Annotated in this window: 17 protein-coding genes; 8 read left to right on the forward strand and 9 right to left on the reverse strand. The window is 61.6% G+C overall.

The features are described 5' to 3' along the window. Positions 1-93 precede the first annotated feature (93 nt). Positions 94-1,308: an MFS transporter gene (locus tag JK202_RS06490; protein WP_211559387.1), complete on the forward strand. Its 1,215-nt coding sequence runs from the start codon at positions 94-96 to the stop codon at positions 1,306-1,308. Here the strand turns inward: JK202_RS06490 and JK202_RS06495 are convergent. Then, positions 1,262-2,659: an MATE family efflux transporter gene (locus tag JK202_RS06495; RefSeq protein ID WP_211559390.1), complete on the reverse strand. Its 1,398-nt coding sequence runs from the start codon at positions 2,657-2,659 to the stop codon at positions 1,262-1,264. The genes JK202_RS06490 and JK202_RS06495 overlap by 47 nt on opposite strands. A gap of 85 nt (positions 2,660-2,744) precedes the next feature. Here JK202_RS06495 and cysS point away from each other — a divergent pair, with 85 nt between their 5' ends. The 4 genes from cysS to JK202_RS06515 are packed head-to-tail and all read left to right on the forward strand — an operon-like array spanning position 2,745 to position 6,765. Then, positions 2,745-4,103, forward strand: coding sequence for a cysteine--tRNA ligase (gene cysS, locus JK202_RS06500; RefSeq protein ID WP_211559392.1), 1,359 nt, complete (start codon positions 2,745-2,747; stop codon positions 4,101-4,103). Between the two features lie 2 nt (positions 4,104-4,105). Continuing rightward, positions 4,106-4,882: an RNA methyltransferase gene (locus JK202_RS06505; RefSeq protein WP_062033653.1), complete on the forward strand. Its 777-nt coding sequence runs from the start codon at positions 4,106-4,108 to the stop codon at positions 4,880-4,882. Positions 4,883-4,886: 4 nt separating this feature from the next. Next, a complete protein-coding gene (locus tag JK202_RS06510; RefSeq protein ID WP_249199746.1) occupies positions 4,887-5,879 on the forward strand; it encodes an ion channel in 993 nt (330 codons plus the stop codon). A gap of 13 nt (positions 5,880-5,892) precedes the next feature. Beyond that, entirely contained in the window at positions 5,893-6,765 is an 873-nt protein-coding gene (locus JK202_RS06515; protein WP_211559394.1) for an aldose 1-epimerase family protein, read from the forward strand. A gap of 46 nt (positions 6,766-6,811) precedes the next feature. Here JK202_RS06515 and gltX read toward each other — a convergent pair whose 3' ends face one another. From gltX to alkB, 5 genes are all read right to left on the reverse strand, one after another. Continuing rightward, the gene (gene gltX, locus JK202_RS06520; protein WP_211559396.1) at positions 6,812-8,146 is read right to left on the reverse strand and encodes a glutamate--tRNA ligase; all 1,335 of its coding nucleotides are present in this window, start codon (positions 8,144-8,146) and stop codon (positions 6,812-6,814) included. A 98-nt stretch (positions 8,147-8,244) separates the two neighbouring features. Continuing rightward, positions 8,245-8,709 (reverse strand): hypothetical protein, encoded by a 465-nt coding sequence (locus JK202_RS06525; RefSeq protein ID WP_211559399.1) that lies wholly within the window; start codon positions 8,707-8,709, stop codon positions 8,245-8,247. Beyond that, positions 8,706-9,920, reverse strand: a complete 1,215-nt coding sequence (locus JK202_RS06530) for a nicotinate phosphoribosyltransferase (protein ID WP_211559400.1) — start codon at positions 9,918-9,920, stop codon at positions 8,706-8,708. Before JK202_RS06530 ends, JK202_RS06525 begins: the two co-directional genes overlap by 4 nt. After that, positions 9,920-11,308 carry a class II 3-deoxy-7-phosphoheptulonate synthase gene (locus JK202_RS06535; RefSeq protein ID WP_211559687.1) on the reverse strand — a complete coding sequence of 463 codons (1,389 nt, stop codon included), beginning with the start codon at positions 11,306-11,308 and terminating at the stop codon, positions 9,920-9,922. Before JK202_RS06535 ends, JK202_RS06530 begins: the two co-directional genes overlap by 1 nt. A gap of 47 nt (positions 11,309-11,355) precedes the next feature. Beyond that, the gene (gene alkB / locus JK202_RS06540; RefSeq protein ID WP_211559402.1) at positions 11,356-12,009 is read right to left on the reverse strand and encodes a DNA oxidative demethylase AlkB; all 654 of its coding nucleotides are present in this window, start codon (positions 12,007-12,009) and stop codon (positions 11,356-11,358) included. Between the two features lie 217 nt (positions 12,010-12,226). Here alkB and JK202_RS06545 point away from each other — a divergent pair, with 217 nt between their 5' ends. After that, positions 12,227-12,637 carry a hypothetical protein gene (locus JK202_RS06545; RefSeq protein ID WP_211559404.1) on the forward strand — a complete coding sequence of 137 codons (411 nt, stop codon included), beginning with the start codon at positions 12,227-12,229 and terminating at the stop codon, positions 12,635-12,637. 66 nt (positions 12,638-12,703) lie between these two features. Continuing rightward, positions 12,704-13,528 carry an alpha/beta fold hydrolase gene (locus JK202_RS06550; protein WP_211559407.1) on the forward strand — a complete coding sequence of 275 codons (825 nt, stop codon included), beginning with the start codon at positions 12,704-12,706 and terminating at the stop codon, positions 13,526-13,528. A 6-nt stretch (positions 13,529-13,534) separates the two neighbouring features. On the opposite strand, the gene JK202_RS06555 is transcribed toward JK202_RS06550, so the two are convergent. The 3 genes from JK202_RS06555 to JK202_RS06565 form a co-directional block, all read right to left on the reverse strand. Beyond that, the gene (locus tag JK202_RS06555; RefSeq protein ID WP_211559409.1) at positions 13,535-15,574 is read right to left on the reverse strand and encodes an FUSC family protein; all 2,040 of its coding nucleotides are present in this window, start codon (positions 15,572-15,574) and stop codon (positions 13,535-13,537) included. Between the two features lie 81 nt (positions 15,575-15,655). After that, positions 15,656-17,050: a glutathione-disulfide reductase gene (gorA, locus tag JK202_RS06560; protein WP_211559411.1), complete on the reverse strand. Its 1,395-nt coding sequence runs from the start codon at positions 17,048-17,050 to the stop codon at positions 15,656-15,658. A gap of 27 nt (positions 17,051-17,077) precedes the next feature. Beyond that, complete coding sequence (locus JK202_RS06565; RefSeq protein WP_211559412.1) at positions 17,078-17,965, reverse strand: ferredoxin--NADP reductase; 888 nt, start codon at positions 17,963-17,965, stop codon at positions 17,078-17,080. Between the two features lie 135 nt (positions 17,966-18,100). Here JK202_RS06565 and JK202_RS06570 point away from each other — a divergent pair, with 135 nt between their 5' ends. Beyond that, positions 18,101-20,602 (forward strand): helicase-related protein, encoded by a 2,502-nt coding sequence (locus JK202_RS06570; protein ID WP_211559689.1) that lies wholly within the window; start codon positions 18,101-18,103, stop codon positions 20,600-20,602. Positions 20,603-20,617 lie beyond the last annotated feature (15 nt).

A 20,617-nucleotide genomic window follows, 5' to 3' on the forward strand; every position in this document is an offset into this window, starting at 1 on the left:
AGCGGCTCTTCCATGAAGGGGGAGCCGCTGCAGCTTTTCAGAATCCCCGCAGTGGCAGGACGGTCCTGACCTCCATTCCGGACTTGATTTTTTATGGACTCCATCGAACCTCTCGACGTCGAACGGGTGCGCCCACCCCACGGTGTCGGACCGGCAATGCTGTCCCTCATGCTGGCAACTTTCACCATCGGAACCGGCGAATTCGCCATGATGGGTCTGCTGCCGGAATTTTCCCATTCCCTGAACATCACCATTTCGCAGGCAAGCTGGGCGATCTCCGCCTATGCGATGGGCGTTGTCATCGGCGCGCCGCTGATTGCGATCATTGGCGCCCGCCTGCCCCGCCGCACGCTCCTGCTGTGGATGCTGTGCCTGTTCATCGCGGGCAATGTCGGCAGCATTCTCATGCCGGGCTTCGCCGGCATTGAACTCATGCGCTTCATCACGGGGTTGCCTCACGGGGCCTTCTTTGGCGTCTCGGCACTGATCGGCGCATCGATGGTCGAACGCGCCCGGCGTGGACGGGCCGTTGGCCAGGTGCTGTCAGGCATTATGATTTCGACGGTTATCGGATCGCCACTCTCCACCTATGCCGCCAATCATGTGGGCTGGCGCGTGGCTTACGGGAGTATCGCAGCTCTGGGCGTGCTGTGCTTCGTGGGCATCTGGTTCTTTGCCCCGCGTGACAGGCCACATCCGGGTGCGACCGCACTATCCGAACTCGGCGCTTTCAAGCGACCTCAGGTGTTGTTGACGCTGCTGACCAGTGCAGTCGGGTTCGGTGGCCTGTTCGGAATCTACACCTTCCTGACGACGGGCCTCACGGAAGTCACACATCTTCCGGGCTGGCTGGTGGCCGTCTATCAGGTCGTGTGGGGTCTGGGCATGGTGGCGGGAAATGCGCTTGGAGGCACCATGGCGGATCGCAGCATTGACCGGACAGTGATCGTTTCACTGACGGGAAGCATCGTCTTCATGCTGGGTTTCTGGCTGCTGCTCCCCTCGCCCTACGCCATGCTGCCGATCACGTTCCTTGTCCCGGCCGGGATCATCATGCTTTCCCCGGCCCTGCAAACACGATTGATGGAAGTCGCCGGAGATGCACAGACGCTGGCTGCATCTCTGAACCATTCGGCTTTCAATCTGGCCAATGCTTTTGGCGCCTGGCTGGGTGCGGTACTGGTCAGCTCCGGGTTGGGGCTCGGCTCCGTGGGATGGGGTGGCGCCCTGTTCTCGGCTCTGGGTCTGCTGATCTATTTCATCACGATCTGGCAGGGACGGGCTTACGCATCACGCGCAGCAGCCTGATCCCGAAGGCCACACACGTCACGGCCAGCGCCAGCGCCATGCCGATCCAGAGCCCCTCCACGCCGACATGCTGATTGAAGGCCAGCCATCCACCGAAAACCAGTCCGAGCAGACCATAGCTTGCAACGGCAATCAGCATGGGCGTCACAGCATCTCCACAGCCCCGTAGGGCACCGCTGAACACGCATTGCAGACCATCCACGATCTGGTAGAGCCCGGCGGTCCGCAGAAGGATGACGACAAGCGCCGTGGTTTCCGGATCCGGCGCTCGATTCGAAAAATAGAGCGGCAGGATTTTTTCCGGCCAGATCAACAGAAGCGAAGATGTAACGAGGCTCCAAATCAGGACAATCCCCGTTCCGGTCAGGGCCGCGCGTCGGCTCTGCTCCATTCGCCCTGCGCCGCGCCAGTAGGCCACGCGGACATTCGTGGCCTGCCCGATCGCCAGACACACCATGAACAGCAGTGAACTGACATTCAACGCAACCTGATGGGCGGCAAGACTGTGCGTTCCAAGCTCGCCGGCCCGCAGGCTGGTGATCTGGAACATCAGGATCTCTGCCGCTGCTCCCATCATCATCGGGGTGCCAAGCTTCAGCAGTTCCTTCATGACCGGCCATTGCACTGTGGTGGGCTTCAACACGGCGCGAACGCGTGGATGCGTCAGGCACAGTCCGAAAAGCGCGAAGCTGACGACCCAGCCGGTCAGCGTCGTGGCCGTCGCGGACCCGTAAAGCCCCATGGCAGGAAGCCCCGCCCATCCGTGGATCAGTGCAGCGTTGGTCAGACCATTGCAGACCGCCATGGCAGGCATGATCCAGAGCAGTAGCGTCTCAGCCCCCAGCGCTGGAAGGGCAACACGCAAAACACCAATGACGGCCAGATCGGGCAGCAGCGACAGCAGAAGAATGTCGATGAAGCGACTGCCATGGGTGACGACCTCCACAGGTTCGCCAATCGCGCCGAAAATCGTTTTCGAAAAAGCCAGCAGCAATGCGCAGGGGATAAAGACCGCAATGGCGAGCATGAGCGTTGCACTCATAACGCTGCGCCCGTCATGAGACGTGTGGCCATGTTCTTCTGCGCCGCGCCCATGCGACAGAAGCACCCCGGCCCCACCCAGAATGGCCTGGAATGTCACCATCGTTGTAAAAAAGAACGTGCTCGACAGGCCACCGATGGCCACTTCCGTCACACCAAGCCCACCCAGCAGGATCGTGTCGGTCACGCCCATGGCCATTTCGGAAAGCTGCGACAGCGCAAGCGGCAGAGCGACCCGGAAGAGCGCCAGCGCGTGGCTGCGCGGGGTTGTCGGGTCGGTCGGCGGATGGCTGGATAAGGTACTGCTCATGTGCCCCCTATTACAGGCGTCAAACCTGCCGACAAGAGTAACAAGCCTGTTGCACCTGAACCAAGGCTGGCGCATTGATCGGCATATGGCCGATCCTGCTGCAAACGTGCTCCGCCTGCACGATACCCATCTCCGCGAAAAGCGACCGTTCACGCCCCTCGATCCCACGAATGTGCGCGTCTATTTCTGTGGACCGACCGTCTATGACCGCGCGCATCTGGGCAATCTGCGGGCCATGATGTGCGCGGATATCCTCATCCGCCTGTTGCGGACGCTGTATCCGCGCGTGACCTATGTCCGCAATGTTACGGACGTGGACGACAAGATCAACGCGCGCGCAAAGGAAAACGGTGAAGACATTTCCGCCCTGACCGAGCGCACGACGCAGGCTTTTCATGAAGATCTCGCGTCACTCTTCATTCTGCCGCCCGATATCGAGCCCCGCGCCACTCATCATATCGATGACATGCTGGAAATGATCGCGCAGCTGGTCGAAAACGGCCATGCGTATGAGGCCGAAGGGCATGTGCTGTTTGCGGTGCGCAATTTCCCGTCCTATGGCGCGCTCTCCGGGCGGTCGCTCGATGACATGATCGCGGGGGCGCGTGTCGAAGTCGCCCCCTACAAGCGTGATCCGGGCGATTTCGTGCTCTGGAAGCCGTCCGAGCCGGATCTGCCAGGCTGGGACAGCCCATATGGGCGTGGGCGTCCGGGCTGGCATATTGAATGCTCGGCCATGTCGCACCGTTATCTCGGCGAGAGCTTCGACATTCATGGCGGTGGGGACGATCTGCTGTTCCCGCATCATGAGAACGAGCGCGCGCAGTCCATGTGCTGCTATCCGCACGGCAAGTTTGCCACGCACTGGGTCCATAACGGGATGCTGCTGTCGAACGGCGAGAAAATGTCGAAATCGCTCGGCAATTTCTTCACGATCCGCGAAGTTCTGGACCGTTCGCCCGCGGAACCGCTGCGCCTGCTGTATCTGGGCGCGCAATATCGCTCCACGCTGGATTTCAGCTGGGAGAAGCTGGAAGAAGCGCGCCGGGTTCTGGACCGGCTGTACCGGGCCCTTGAACGCGGCGACGCGCAGCCGGGTGCTGCTGTTCCTGCAGCCGTCATGGACGCGCTGTGCGATGATCTGAATACACCGCTGGCTATTGCCGCAGTGCACCCGCTGGCAGATGCCGCCATGCAGGGCGATCAGGACGCGGCCTCAAGCCTGCTGGCCGCCGGAAAGATGCTGGGCCTGTTCAATGTCACGCCTGCCGAATGGTTCCAGTCCGGCGTTGATGCGGGAGCCATCGAAAAGCTGATTGAAGAGCGTCTTGCAGCCCGAAAATCCCGCGATTTCGCCCGTGCCGATGCCATCCGTGCGCAGCTTGCAGCCGATGGCATCACTCTTGAAGACGGCCCCGGTGGCACAACATGGCGGAAGGCGTAACCATGACCGGACGTGACGGCGGGGCGGATATCGGCCCCCTTGGTGATTTCGATCCGGTTGTGATCCTTGTGCGCCCGCAGCTTGCCGAAAATATCGGTACAACGGCGCGCGCCATGGCGAATGGCGGGCTGTTCCATTTGCGCATCGTGGCCCCGCGCGATGGCTGGCCGCAGGAACGTGCCTGGTATGCGTCATCAGGCGCGGACCGGATTCTTGATGCAGCACAGGTATTTGAGACCGTGGATGACGCGGTGGCCGATCTGCACCGCATTTTCGCGACCTGCCCGCGCCCGCGCCATGTGGTCAAGCCGGTCATGACCGCGCGTGGAGCCGCGGCGGAACTGCGTGTCGCCTCCACCCGCGGTCTGCGTACCGGCATCCTGTTCGGACCCGAACGCGCCGGTCTGGACAACGAGGACATGGCCCGCGCTGATACGCTGGTCCGCTATCCGCTTAACCCGAAATTCATGTCGCTGAACCTCGCACAGGCCGTGCTGATCATGGCCTATGAGTGGTTCCTGACCGAGGACATGACGCCACCGCGCGAACTCATGACCAATGAGACGCATGTGGCGACGAAGGGGGAGATGGAGAATTTCATGTCCCATCTCGTCCGCGATCTGGATGAGACCAATTTCCTTAGAAATGAGCAGAAACGCCCCGGAATGTTGCGGAACCTGCGTCATTTCTTCACCCGAGGCGAAGTGACGGAACAGGAGCTTCGCACCCTTCACGGCGTTGTCAGCGAACTGAGCAGCGCCCGCAGGAACAGGAGCTGACCCCATGATCCACTGGCGCCACAGGAAACGGATGCAAGCCCGACCTGATCCCGGGGCGCCAGAAACACCACATGGGCACCCCACCGTCGTCGAGACGGTGAACAGGATCCGGGCCCATGTTCTGGAAGAGAATGGCCGCAGCGACATCATCCGCACCGGGCTTGATGCCGGGATTTTCGGGGACCTGTACCACACGCTCATGACCATGAGCTGGTTCACGTTTTTCTGGGCATCCATGGGGCTGTATCTGGCGATCAATGTCGCCTTCGCCCTCATGTATTACATCATCCCCCACAGCGTCAGCGGCGTTCCAAACGGGGATTTCCTCGACGATATCTTCTTTAGCGTTCAAACCATTTCGACTGTCGGCTACGGCACCATGTCCCCTGTGGGGCGCCTGACAAATACCATTGTCTCGTTCGAAGTTCTGGCTGGCATGATGCTGAATGCCGTCGCAACCGGACTGGTCTTCGCCCGGTTTTCGCGTCCCCGCGCACGCGTTCTGTTCAGCCATGTGGCCGTCGTATCTTATGACGATGTGATCCCGACGCTGACGATCCGTCTGGCCAACCAGCGCCGCACCCTGATCCTCTCGGCCAATATCGAAATGACGCTCACGCGCCTGATGCCGGATGAACGGGGGCGTCTCGTCCGGCGGTTCGACCGGCTTACGCTGGTGCAGTCCCACATGCCGATCTTCCGCATCAGCCTGAACGCGACCCATCTGATCGACGAACACAGCCCGCTTTTCGGTCTGTCAGCGGAGACGCTGATTGGCCAGAACGCGGAAATCATCATCACGATGGACGGGACGGACGAAATTTCATCCCAGACCGTTTTTGCCCGTCATGCCTATGAGATCGGACATGTGAAACACGGCTATCGTTTTTCGGATATGATCGCCAATCGTCCGGACGGGCGGGTGGAGGTCGATTTCCGTCGCTTCCATACGACCGAGCCGGGCGATACGCCCAAGGCGCCTGATTCTACCCCCTGACAGGAGACATCCCATGACGGACGACAGACATGATTTCGGTACCGGCTCACTGAAGGCTTCGGTCATATGTCATGGTGCCGAACTCCTCGCCCTGCACAACGGGACCGAGGATCTGCTGTGGAATGCCGGACCCGAATGGCCAAAGCATTCGCCAATCCTGTTCCCGATCATTGGCAAGCTCCCTGAGCACGACATCACACTCAATGGACAGCCCGTTCATCTCAAACAACATGGACTGGCCAGAGACCGGGTCTTCCGCTGGATCGCACGGACATCCGAAGGCTGCACGCTGGAGCTCGTGGACGACGCGGAGAGCCGGACGCTCTTTCCCGCCGCGTTTCGTCTGCAGGTCGTCTATCTGATCGAAAACAACACGCTGCGCGTCTCATATCACCTGCACAACCCGGACAGCACCGAGACGCTTCACGCTTCGCTTGGTGCCCATCCGGCGTTCCGCTGGCCGTTGAAGGATGGTGTGGCGAAGGACAGCTACAGGCTGGTGTTCGAATATGACGAGCCCCTGCCCGTTCGACGGGTCGGTGCAGACGGGTTAATGCTGCCTGAAAAATTCCACACGCCCATCCGGGACAACATCCTTCCTCTGACAGATGCGCTCTTTGCAAAAGACGCTGTTATCATGGAAAAACCGGAAAGCCGGTCCGTGGATATGGTGGATCCGGATGGGCATGGCCTCCGGTTCGTCTGGGGTGGCTTCCGCGAGCTTGGGATCTGGACGAAACCCGGCGCAGCGTTCCTGTGCATAGAACCTTGGTACGGCTATGCGACACCCTCTGGATTTACGGGGGATTTTTCGCAGAAACCCGGTCTCCTGCATTTGAAGCCGGGCGAGAGCTGGACGGCGTTCTGGTCCGTCAAAGCGATCTGAAAACAGGCCCGTCGCGCTTTTAAAAAAGGCGCGACGGGCAACAGGCTCAGGCCTGAATGGCGTCGAGCAGACGTGCGACAGTGCGTTCGCGCCCCATCAGTCCCAGCAGAACGTGCAGTTCCGGGCCGGCATCTTCGCCCGTCAGGGCCAGACGCAGCGGCATGAACAGCGTGCGTCCCTTGCGACCTGAGACGTCCTTGAGCGCATTGGTCCAGTCCTTCCACGTCTCCTCGCCCCACGGCTCTGCCGGGAGGGTGTCGAGGGCCTGCTGAAGGAAGGCGCGGTCTTCGGGCTGGGACGGCGGAATGATCGTGCCATGCACAACATCCCACCAGTGCGGGATCTCAGCGGACAGATCCACATTACCACGCACGGCGTGCCAGAACGTCTCGTCGGCCTCGGGCGGCAAGTGAATTTTTGCTTCTTCAAACGGCAGGTTGTGCAGCGCGCGCCGGTTCAAAGCGAGAAGCTGCGTCATGTCGAAACGGGCTGCCGATTTGGACACATGCGAGATGTCATAGGCCGCAATGGCCTCATCCATCGTCATGACCTGCGGATCATCCGAGGAGCCCACGCGGGCAAGATAGGAGACGATCGACATCGGCTCCAGCCCATCCTGACGCAGGGATTTCAGCGCCAGCGAGTCAAAGCGCTTGGACAGCTTGCCACCATCGGAATCCAGCAAAAGCGGCAGATGCGCAAAAGTGAAGCGGTTGGGCTTGGCACCCAGCGCCTCGGCAATGTCGATCTGTACGCCAGTATTGGTCACATGGTCTTCGCCCCGGACGATATGGGTGATGCCCATGTCCAGATCGTCGATCACGGAGGCCAGCGTGTAGAGGATCGTGCCGTCACCACGCACCAGCACCGGATCGGAAATGGCCGTCAGCTTGACCGAGCACTCGTCCATGACGAGGTCGTTCCACTTGCGGCTGCCATCGCTCAGGCGGAAACGCCAGTGCGGCGTCTTGCCATTGGCTTCGGCGCGCGCGCGCTGGTCGGCCGTGAGCTTGAGCATCGCACGGTCATAGATCGGTGCCTTGCCGCAGCGGATGCGGGCTTCGCGCTTGGCGTTCAGCTCGTATTCCGTCTCAAAGCACGGATACAGACGGCCTGTTGCCTTCAGCTTTTCAATGACTTCGGCATAACGGTCGAGACGCTCGGACTGGCGCACATACTCGTCCCATTTCAGCCCCAGCCATGACAGATCCTTGCCGATGGCTTCTTCATATTCAGGCTTGCCACGGCTGGTATCGGTATCGTCGATCCGCAGCAGGAATTTTGCGCCGTTATGGCGTGCGAAAAGGAAGTTGGCGACGGCAAGGCGCGCATTGCCAACATGCAGGTAACCGGTCGGGGACGGAGCGAAGCGCAGTTTCATGACGCCTTAATGCCGCATGATGCGCCGCGTTGCCAGAGCGGGTTTTCAGGAACGCCGTGCAAAGGAAGGAGAGCATGCCCCTTCCTCACAACAGCTATTCAGTGACGGATCACTTCGTGACGGTTTTCGTCGTCTTCGTCGTCATCTTCATCCGGCGGACCGGCGATTTCCTCGTCATCGACAAGGCGACGCGGGTCAATGGCGCGCCAGTCACGTTCCATCGGCGTCGCGCGGCTGGCTGCGAAGTCTTCAAGTTCCGTGGACGACTTCCAGCCATCTTCGCCAGCATCCACGACTTCGGCGTTTTCACCGAAGGCGAACCAGTTCTCGATCACTTCCTTGCTGCTCGCACCCGGCGTCCGGCAGCGCTCGATGCTGTCACGGACGTAAGCACGGGCATAGGCGTTGGCATGCATCAGGTCGATGAAGTCCTTGACCACCTCGACCGTATCGTCCTCGTCTTCCGACGCGCCGGACAGGTCGATGATGCGTACGTTCCACGTTCCCGGCTCGGTGACGGTTTCGGGTGCGCCTTCGACAGGGTCAATCGTATCGTCGGTCATGAAATGTCCTTGGATGTCTCGTGGCTGTCCCGGACCTTCTGGAGCAGGAACTCGCGTCCAAGCTTGACGCGGGGCTGCCCGTCATAGGCCACGATATCAGCCGTTGCATAGGTTTCGGACCAGCGGTCGGGAATAAAGGACCCGCTGCCGATCACGTCAATCGGGGCATGAGCGTCCCGCATCGTCGAGCATTTGGCGACGTTGAAGCCGGAAGACGCAACGATCCTGACATGATGGAACCCTGCATGGTCCAGGGCCTCCCTCATGCGCCAGATTGCCGCCGCCGATACGCCCGTCCCCACCAGATCGCGCAGTTCCTGATCGGAACGGTAGCGGCGGATGGTGCCCGGCGTGTGACGCTCAAGCACTCCATATGAGGTCTGGGGGTCCAGTCCTTCAAGGAAGCGACCGCCATGTGTGTCGAGACGGACACTCAGATGGCCCTTCGCAGCACGCTCCGGGAAGCGGCGGCAGACGGCTAGCGCATCCGTGATTTCCTGTCCGAAGTAATCCACCAGAACCGTTAGCGGATCATTCGGATAGACCTCGTCATACATCTCCGCCGCGCGCAGCGTGGAGCCTGCATAGCCGATCAGGGCATGGGGCATCGTGCCCAGCCCGGCCTCGAGACCAAAGAAACCGGCCGTGGCGTCATTGGCATTCCCGATGAAGCCGCGGGCCCCTTCCTTGCGGGCCGCGCGAGAGCCGACGCCTGCCGCATAGGCCATCTGTTCCTGCATCTCGAAGCCCGCGCAGTGTCGGGCATCCATGGCAAGGAACGGAATGGACGGCAGCGCCATGGCCATCTGGTAGGCGTTATGGGCGGCCACGCAGGTCGAGCCAATCCGCTGGAGCACCAGCGTTTCCAGCGGCGCAAGACGGGTGAAGCTTCCGCTCAGGTACAGGAGCGGTTCACCCGCGCCGACCCATTCCCCTTCGGTGTACATTTCCCGGCATTCCAGCTCGAAACCCTGAGCCTTCGCCACGTTCTTCAGCCACTGCGTGACAAGACCACAGGCCGCGATCACCGGGCGGCGGATGAACACCGCATAGGTGACGCGGGAATCCCCGAAATGCTCCACGATGTGCCGCGTTCGCCCGAAATAGGCGTCCGTCCGCGCTTCGATGGTTTTCTCGTCCAGCGGGCCGAGTGTTCCAAGCGCGCGCTGGAGCGCGACCTGCGGAGTATTCTGGGGATCGGAGGCGGTCATTATTTCTTTCCTGCTCGTCCCGTCAATTCCTGAGCAAGAAGGAAGGCCATTTCAAGGGACTGTTCCGCATTAAGGCGCGGATCACAGAATGTTTCATAGCGACCCGCCAGATCTTCTTCGGTGAGGCACTGTGCGCCGCCGATGCATTCCGTGACGTCCTGACCCGTCATTTCAAGATGGATTCCGCCCGGACGACGGCCAACCGCCTCGAAAACATCGAAGAACCCGAGAACTTCACCGAGGATATTGTCGAAGGAGCGGGTCTTGATCTTGCTGGACGTGGTCGTGGTGTTGCCGTGCATCGGATCGCACAGCCAGGTCACCGTACGGCCCGTACGGTTCACGGCGTCGAGCAGCGGCGGCAGATGCTCACGCACCTTGTCCTTGCCCATGCGCGAGATCAGCGTAATGCGGCCGGCCTCGTCATTCGGGTTCAGGATTTCGAGCAGCTGTTCGAGATCCGCAACCGTGGTGGTCGGGCCGACCTTGATGCCGATCGGGTTCTGCACACCGCGCAGGAACTCGACATGCGCACCGTCCGGCTGACGCGTGCGGTCACCGATCCACAGGAAATGCGCCGAGCAGTCGTAGTAATCGCCGCTCGTGCTGTCCACGCGGGTCAGGGCCTGTTCGTAAGGCAGCAGCAGGGCTTCGTGGGACGTGTAGAACTCCGTCTCATCGATCTGCGAGGCCGAGCCGTCGAAACCGCAGGCACGCAGGAACGACAGCGTCTCATCGATGCGATGGGCCAGATCCTGATAGCGCGCGGCGAGCGGCGAGCGCTCTACAAAGCCGAGGTTCCAGCTGTGGACCTGATGCAGGTTCGCATAACCCCCATGCGCGAAAGCACGGAGCAGGTTCATCACGCCGGCAGACTGGAAATATCCGGTCTCCATGCGGCGCGGATCAGGGATACGTGCCTCGGACGTGAATTCAGGTCCGTTGATGATGTCACCGCGATAGCAGGGCAGCGTCACACCATCGATCGTCTCGGTATTGGACGAACGCGGCTTGGCGTACTGGCCCGCCATACGCCCGATCTTCACGACCGGAACCTTGGCGGCAAAGGTCAGGACGACGGCCATCTGAAGCAGGACACGGAACGTGTCACGCACGATGTCGGCGGTGAATTCGTCAAAGCTTTCCGCGCAGGCGCCACCCTGAAGGACGAAGGCTTCTCCGCGCGATGCAGCCGCCAGACGCGTCTTGAGGCGGCGGGCTTCCCCCGCAAAAACCAGCGGGGGGTATCGATGCAGACGAGCTTCGACAGCAGCAAGCGCCCCTTCATCCGCATAGGACGGAGCCTGGACGATGGGACGGGAACGCCAGCTTGCAGGAGACCAGGACATCGTGGTGGTGGACGTCGGGGTCTGGCTCGAGGGGTGCATCAAATGCCCTCCGGAAGGATGTGAATGCGGGACTTGCGGGGCGCTGGTTATGGCCGAAAAAGCGCCGCGTTGATAGCGCGAAACGTCAGATTGTATCGCATGGCTCCTGTCTGCGGATGGAATGTTTCACGTATGGGCGAGACCCCATGCCACGCAAACCGGGATGCGCCACCCCAGACCACGACATCCCCATCCATCAGTTCGATGATGCGTTTCGGGTCGGACCGGCTTAAGCCGCCAAACGAAAAACGCGCAGGCACGCCAAGGGAAACCGACACCACAGGCGCTTGTGGATACTCCTCGTCCCGGTCCTGATGCAGTCCCATTCCCGCCCCCGGAGCATAGCGGTTGATGAGGCAGGAGGCGGGATCGAACGCCTCGTATCCCGCTTCCGCCGCTGCACGGCGCGCCAGATGACGAAGTGCGTCTGGCATGTCGGGCCAGGGCTGGCCGGTCTGGGGATCGGTCCGGGAATAGCGGTATCCCGACGGATCCGCCGTCCAGCCACAGGCTCCACAGGATGTCATGGCGGCGGACATCTGCCCCATACGGGTACGAAAATGGCGGAAAGGCGTCACAGCACTCACCTGTGTAATGGCCTTATGGAGCGTCTCCGCTTCAGGGAGCGCGAAACCGGGCAGCCACACGGCGCCCTCCGCCAGAACGGTCCGGGGACGCAACCGGGCGAAAAGATCATCCATCTTCCGATACCCCGGAGGGGAAAAGACTGCTGAAGATCGGCATCTCTTACATATAGGGGGCCTGCAGGAGGGGTGAAGGGGAAAAGAACTCTTGAACCCTGCGGGAAGCAGGCCGATTATAGAATCATATGCCGCCTTGCCGGTGACGTCAGTTCCTGACGTCTCCTGATCTCCGGAAGGCAGTCTTGTTGTCATGATCGGCCAAGGACCGGATCACATGTTGTCCTCTTCCCGTTTCTTCTGCCATGCCCTGCTGGCGACCGCCCTGCTGGGAGGGGCGGCACAGGCCCAGACCGCAGGTTTTGGTCAGCCTTACGCCGCCGGCACGACACTTCCCTCACAGCCGACCGACGGCACAGCACAGGCGCCACAGACCACGAATGGCGGCGAGCATTTCCGTGCGCGCGGTCATCTCAAGCCGCCACCGGGATATTCCGACACCCCGTCCAACGACTTTGAGCATGGCCCGGACCCGGATCACGAAGCCGGTGTAGAGCGCGATTCCGTCACGGGTGCGAACCTGTCCAAGTTCGGGTCGTCCTATCAGGGCAGCAACAACACGCAGTCCGGCCAGCTTGGTGACGCAACGGGCAATGGTTATGTCGCCCCGCGTGGAAACGGCTGGTAACTCACGCAACCAAAACCCCGGCAACCAGTTCTGGTTCTCGTATGAACTCCTGCGAGGATCAGAACCATGCCGTATATCACCGCTACTGATGGAACGAGCCTTCACGTCAAGGACATGGGGGCTGGCAAGCCTGTCGTCCTGATCCACGGATGGCCCCTCACCGGGGACATGTGGGAAAAGCAGACGCTGGCACTGGTCGAGGCGGGTTACCGCGTCATCACCTATGACCGTCGCGGGTTTGGACAGTCCGGCCATCCGATCAACTGCTACGATTACGATACGCTGGCCGATGACCTGGCCGTCATTCTCGAACAGCTTGACCTGTGGGATGCAACGCTCGTCGGGTTCTCCATGGGTGGTGGTGAAGTCGCGCGCTATCTGAGCCGCCATGGCCGCTCACGCATTTCAAAAACGGTGCTGCTGTCGTCCGTTGTGCCGTTTCTGCTCAAAACATCCGACAATCCCAAGGGCGTGGACATTTCCGTCTTTGATGGCATCAAGCAGAAAATTCGTCAGGACCGGTTTGGCTTCCTGAAGGACTTCATTCCCGACTTCTACGGCGTCAGCATGATCCATCACCCTGTCAGTCAGGGCGTACTGGACTGGACATTCCTGCTGGCGACCATGGCAAGCCCGATGGCGACGCTCGACTGCGTGGATGCTTGGGGGACCACCGATTTCCGCCCGGATCTTCAGGCCTTCACCGTCCCGACCCTCGTGATCCATGGTACGGCCGACTCAGCCGTCCCGGCGGGCATCGCGGGCGAGAAAGCCGCAGCTGCCATTCCGGGCTCGACCTGGATTTCCTATGACGGCGCGCCGCACGGGCTTTTCATGACGCACGCCGAGCGGGTGAACGAAGATCTGCTGCGCTTCCTCGCCACGCCCTGAGGCGCGTTAAAACGCGCCTTTGAGAAACGCCCTGCTGACCGGCATTTCGGTGCGCACGATCAGCAGGGAGCCAATGGCCAGCACCAGATCGTGCCGGATCGACGGGTCCTGTGACTGACGCTCAAGAGCATAAAGCTCGTCGAGTGTCGGATCGATCGTGGCGGTTGTGTGAGTCAGGGGCAGTTTGCGACGCAGCAGGTTGCGAACCAGCCCGTCCACTGCGGTCACTGCCGTATCCGGCAGGCTGCCATGCTGCGCGAGCTTGCGCAGCATCAGAACGTTCCGCCCGACCGTCAGGACCGAAAGCGTTCCGCGCAGCATGGCCTCTGCCCGGTCGCTGGACAGCGAACCCGCAAAACGGACGGCCCGCTCCATGCTCTGCGTGCCTTCATTAATCCAGACATACTCGTCCATCACCACGCCCGGCAGCGCGAGGCGTCGCAGGCTGCGCTTGAGCTGATAGCGCAGCACCTCGCCTGCCCTGGCAGGAGTGAATGGCAGGACGGCGCGGAAGATCACCACACCCGCACCCAGCCCCAGTAGCAGGGCGATGGTGGTGTTGAACCACCCGATCTCGTCAATACGCCCCTGATTGTCCATGCCCAGAAGGAACGGAAAGAACGTGCCGTAAGACGCTGCCATGACGGCGGTGGACGGATTGCGGGAGGCCAGCCCTCCCAACATCATGAAGAACCCGGCCACAAGGCAGAAGAACGGGTAATTGGCCGTCACCGGCATAACGATGAAGACCGGAATGACGCTCGCAACGGCGGCCCCGACGGCACCATAGAAGAAGGCTGCGCTTAGCAGGACCGTGTTCTCGAAGGTTGCAAACCGGGCGCAGACCACGGCGATGAAGGTCAGGAACACGCTGCCCTGCGGCCAGGCTGTCACTTCCCAGACATAGGCGCCAAACAGCAGCGCAACAGTGGTTCGAACACCGTTACGCATCGAGGCGCGCCAGTCAGGATTGCGGGTCAGGCGATGCCGCTCGGACACCGGCGCTCCATCCACGCTCGCACGATAGGATCGCAGGGTTTCACACAGATCCGACAGCATGACTTCCACACCCGTCAGAATAATTCCTTCGTTTAGCGAATCCTCATCGTCACGTGGCAAAACGGTCTGCATGCGACCGCGACATTCCGCCAGAAGGGCCTCAGCCTGAACCAGCGCGCCAATTCCGCGACGGTCGGTGACCAGTCGCTCTGGCAACCCGTCCAAAGCGTTCGCCATGTCTTCCAGAAAAGGCCGCAGGGCTTCTGGCTGGTGCGAAACAGATGTCATGCGCGTCCGCAGCCCCAGTCCGCGCGAAAGCACGCGCGCGACCAGCCCAAGCGTGACATAGGCGTGCTCGACCTCGTTGCCCTCACTGCGGATTTCGATGCGGCTGAATTCGATCTGATCGCTTGAGGCCTGAAGCGAGCCCAGCAGAGCGGACAGGTCGTCCGTGGCACCCGTCTTCTGGCGTAGCACAGCCGTCAGTGCCGGAATGGCGCGGGTCAGGATGCCCTGAAGACGCTTGCGCAGCTCTTCGCGTGCTCGCCCGGCAACATTGGGGAGCGCGATCATGCCCATGGCCGTCTCGCAGATCACGCCGAGGAAAATATAGGTGCCGCGGGCCATGGCAATGTTGAAGACATGATCCGGCTCTTTCACCGCGCCCAGCGCAATGATGGTGCAGGTATAGCCGGCCAGCACGAGGGCATAGCCGCGGAAGTTGTGCGTCAGAGTGGCCAATCCCGCGCACAGCCCGACCCAGATGGCCAGAGCGGGCAGGAACAGCCACGGATATTGCGGAAACGCCGCCATGAGCACGATGGCCATCACCATCCCAATCACGGTTCCAACGAGACGCCACCGCCCCTTGGAAATGCTCTCGCCGCGCGAATTCTGCGCGACGATCCAGACGGTCATGGCGGCCCATTGCGGCTCACCAAGTTCCATCCACAGCGCAATCGCCAGCGCCAGAAGCGCTGCGATCGTGGTGCGGAGGGCAAACATGACGGACGTAATGGACGGGGCGAACAGCCAGCCAAAATTCATGCCCGGTGCTGCCCTTCAGAAACTGTGTGACGGCCCGACTGCGGAGCCTCCGTGAGACCGTTACGCGCCGTCATGGTGTTTTCAGCCTGCTTTTCGGGGAACGTGACGTGTGAGGCTCCGCATGGTCACGAACTCCTCCGCACTGGTGGGGTGCAGGCCGATCGTGCGGTCGAAATCCCGCTTCGTCAGCTTTGCCGTGATCGCGATGGCGAGACCCTGAATAATTTCCGGCGCATCGGGACCGATCATGTGAGCGCCAAGCACGATTTTGCTCTGCGCGTCCACGACGAGCTTCATCAGGGTCTTGCCCTTGCGGCCCGACAGCGTCTGGCGCATCGGGGTAAAGCTGGACGTATAGATGTCCAGATCATGGCTCTGTACGGCTTCTTCTTCGCTCAGCCCGACCGTGGCGAGCGGTTGGGAGAAGAATACGGCTTTGGGCGTCGTGGCGAAGGACCATTCGCGGCCCGGCTCGCCAAAAAGGCGCTCGGCCAGAATATGGCCTTCGGCAATGGCGGTGGGCGTGAGGTTATAGGTGTCCGTCACGTCACCGATGGCATAGATGCCGGGCACGTTCGTCGTCGCATCATCGGGCTTGGCCGGAATACGGCCGTCCCAGGTCACCACGCCCGCATTATCGAGCTTCAGTGGCGCCAGATTGGGATGACGGCCCGTCGCCATGAACACGCAGTCCGTCTCGATGATGTCCCCGCCTTCAAGATGCAGACGATAGCCATCCGCAACCTTTTCAATCCGCTCCGGGGAACGACCGGGATGCGCCTTGATGCCGTTCAGCGGCAGCAGTTCGGACAGATGGGCGCGCAGCTCGTTGTCAAAGCCGCGCAGGGGGTGTTGCTGACGGAAGACCAGATCAACCTTCGAACCCAGCCCCGCGAAAATACCCGCAAACTCAACGCCGATATATCCGCTGCCAATGACGGCGACGCGGTCGGGGCGGTCCGTCAGATGGAAGGCATCGTCCGAGACGATCGCATGTTCAGAGCCGGGAATGTTCAGGCGCGTGGGCGTGGAGCCCGTGGCGATGACGATGTTCTTTGCCCGGACGCGCTGGACGGACGCATCCGGCGCCAGTTCGGACGGGCCGATCTCAACCGTATGGGCGTCCACGAAACTGGCATCGCCCGTAAACAGCGTGACCCCGGCCTTTTCCAGCATCGAGACATAGATGCGGTTGAGGCGCTCGATCTCGCGGTCCTTGGCGCTGATCAGTGTGGACCAGTCATGCGCAACCGGCGCGACATCCCATCCATAGGACGGGGCATCGGCGATCTCGCGGCCATAATCGGCCGCATAGACCATCAGCTTCTTGGGTACGCAACCCAGATTGACGCAGGTTCCGCCCCAGTGACGGCGCTCCGCAATCGCGACGCGCGCTCCGTTCTGGGCGGCGATGCGCGCACAGCGCACCCCACCCGAACCGGCACCAATAACGAACAGATCAAAATCCTGCATCATTCCGGCCTTTCGTACCCTTTTGAGACCTCAGCGCTCGGCGAAGGCCTTCTCAACGACATACGAACCCTGATGGCTCATATTGCCTTCCTCAAAACCCATACGCTCCAGCAGGGCTTCGGTGTCGGCCAGCATTTCCGGCGAACCGCAGATCATGACGCGGTCATGCTCGGGATCCAGCTTGTCGATACCCAGATCCTCGAAGATCTTGCCCGTCTCGATCAGCTTGGTGATGCGATCGGTCACGGCATAGTCTTCACGGGTCACGGCCGGGTAATAGCGCAGTTTGTCCTTCGCGAACTCGCCCAAGAACTCGTGCTCCGGCAGTTCGTGACGGATGTGATTCTCATAGGCCAGCTCGCCCGAAATGCGGACGGTGTGGCTGAGGATCACGTTCTCATAACGCTCGTAAGCCTCGGGATCCTTGATGAGGCTCATGAACGGCGCCAGCCCCGTACCCGTGGACAGGAAATACAGGTTGCGGCCCGGCTTGAGGTTGTCGAGCAGCAGCGTACCAACCGGCTTGCGGCCGATCAGGACCGTATCGCCGACCTTCACATGGCGCAGACGCGAGGTCAGCGGGCCATCGGGAACAGCGATGGAGAGGAACTCCATGTGGTCTTCGTAATTGGCGGACGCGATCGAATAGGCGCGCAGGAGCGGCTTGCCTTCGACCTCGATGCCGATCATCGCGAACTGGCCATTCTCGAAACGCAGGCCCGGGTCACGCGTCGTGGTGAAGCTGAACAGGCGGTCCGTCCAGTGATGGACCGTCAGTACCTTCGCCGGATACAGATGGGCGTATTCCTTGCTCGGCTCGGCAAGACGGTACTGCTTCGGGTGGCCTTCAAACGGCACCAGGCCGGTCAGGGGCTCGTCGATTGTTGGAGTCGGGGCGGCAAAAGTCGAGGTGGACATGTCTGGTTCTGTCTCCGGGGCGGAACGGATAACAGGTCACGGACCTGATAAGGGTCGGGTCTTTTAGCCCAATCATTGCCGCTCGGGAAACCCATGCGCGTTGAAGCGCATGCCGGAATGACGCACAAGACTCTTATGACAGACGACTCCATGCCGGACGCCACTCTTTCCGACACTCTTTCCCCGGCCGAACGCGCCCTTCAGCGGGCCGAGACCGAATTCGGGAACTCGCTCGACATTACGTCGCGCGAACGCCCTACCCTGCTGCGTCAGGTTGCGCGCAGGCTTGAAGGCCCGGAGGCGAGCCTGTCCCATGACGGGCTGATCGAGGCCCTGTGCGTCGTGCGCCGCAAGACATGGGCGTCCCAGCTCATGAATGTCTGCCGCAGGGCTGGCGAGGTCTGGATTGGCAAAGCCGATACGCAGGACGCGGCCGCTCGCACGCATGACCCGCGTGCCGACATGCCTGCCCTGCGCCGGACACTCGACGATGTCCTGATGGCGCGCTGGCAGGAAATGGGCGATTCCCCGCGCGCCGTGCTGGAAGATGTCCGGGCCGATCTGGCCGATACCGGGGTGATCCTGTCGAGCGGTCAGCTTGAAAAACTGTCCCAAAGCATCGCAGCCGCATTTGGCAGCGTGGATCTAGGATTCGAAGACGATCTGCGGATTGCGGAAGAACGCCGCGCCCGGGAACAGGCCGATATTCAGGCCCGTGCGGAAGAACGCAGAACGCGCGAACTCGAACGCCTGAAGCAGTGGGAAGAGGGACTGGTCAGCTTCGACGAGCTTCCGAATGTCCTGCACTGCTCGCGCCGCGAAGCCCTGCGCTGGATTGCCGAAAACCGAATTCCCGTTGCCCGCCGCGAAACGCGTCCGGACGGGATCGAACTGTTCTTCTTCGACCCAACGGAACTCAAACGCCTTCGGACGTTCCTGCCGCAATGGCGCAGCGGAACCAAAGACCGGCCGGAAGTTCTGGATCTGGGCAACAAGGCCGGTAATGCCGCCATTGCCCGCGTTGCCGCCTTGGACCGTTTTGCCGGGCATTTCCGCACGGCCCGGGCGCTGAAACGCCGCATCACGCTGGTGACGGGTCCGACCAACTCCGGAAAATCCTATACCGCGCTCAATGCGCTGGCGAATGCCGAAAGCGGTCTGGCGCTCGCTCCTCTGCGCCTGCTGGCTCATGAGTTCCGCGAGTCCCTGCTTTCACGCGGCGTTCCGGCATCGCTTTCCACGGGTGAAGAGCGAATTGAAATGCCGGGCGCGCGTCATCTGGCGGCGACGGTTGAGATGTGTCCGTTCCACAACCCGGTGGACGTGGCGATCATCGACGAAGCGCAGATGCTCGCCGATCCGGACCGTGGTGCCGCCTGGACGGCCGCCATCATGGGTGTCCCCGCACGGCATGTTTTCGTCCTCGGCGCGGCGGACTGTATTCCGCTGGTCAAGCGTATTGCCGAGCTTTGTGACGATCCGGTGGACGAGATCCATCTCGAACGCAAAAGCCCGCTCAAAGCTGGCGAGACACTGCACCTCGATGAGCTCAAGCCCAGCGATGCCGTCATCGCCTTCTCACGCCGCGAAGTGCTGGATCTGCGCGCCGAGCTCATGGCGCGCGGGCGTCGCGTGGCCGTGGTGTACGGCGCGTTGAGCCCGGAAGTCCGCCGTGCTGAAGCGGCCCGGTTCAATAACGGGGAAGCCGATATCCTGATCGCGACGGACGCGATCGGCATGGGGCTGAACCTGTCGATCCGGCGCGTCGTGTTCAGTGCGCTGCGCAAGTTCGACGGACGGCAGACACGCGATCTGGTCTCGCAGGAAATCAAACAGATCGGCGGCCGCGCGGGACGCTATGGCAAGCATGAAAGCGGGCTCGTCTGCGTGCTGGCCGGCGCTGGAAGCCCGACTTTCGTCAAGCGGATGCTGAGCGCGTCTCCTGAAGTTGTCACGGAACTCCGCCCGCTGGTTCAGCCGGATTCGGATATTGTCCGGGCCGTGGCAGAAGAAATTGCCAGCGACAGTCTCTATGGCGTTCTGACGCGTATCAAACACGCCGTTCTGCGGGCCGATGATCCGAATTACCGTCTGGCCGACATGGAACAGGCGCTGGAGATCGCAGCCGCTCTGGAAGGCGTCGAGCACCTCGACCTTTCCACCCGCTGGACTTACGCCATGTGCCCGATTGACGAGCGCGACAATGGCATTCAGCGCCTTGTCCAGTGGGCTGCGGACCATGCTGCCGGACGCCCGGTGCCACCACCGGGCACAGGACGCCTGCCGCATCCTGAGCAGGCAGGACGCGAAGAACTGGAACGGGCCGAAAAGCGGCACAAGCGACTGGTCGCGTGGCGCTGGCTCGCGCTGCGGTTTCCGGACGCCTATCCGGCGCGTCAGGACGCGGAAACCAACACGTCCATTCTTAATGACTGGATCGAACAGGTTCTGCGGACGCAGAGCCGGATGCGCGAAAGCCAGAAGCAGCAGCGCGTCGGTGGCCGCCCTGGACGCGGCCCCAATACGGACAGACCGGGTGGCAGGGCAGGCTTTTCCGGCCCGAAAAAGCCGGGGGGCCGCACCTTCCCTGCAAAAGGCAACAAACGACCGGGCGGTGCACGCAAGAGACCGTCATAAAATCAGGACCGGCCT

The organism is Gluconobacter sp. Dm-62, assembly GCF_018256155.1.
Lineage (GTDB): Bacteria > Pseudomonadota > Alphaproteobacteria > Acetobacterales > Acetobacteraceae > Gluconobacter.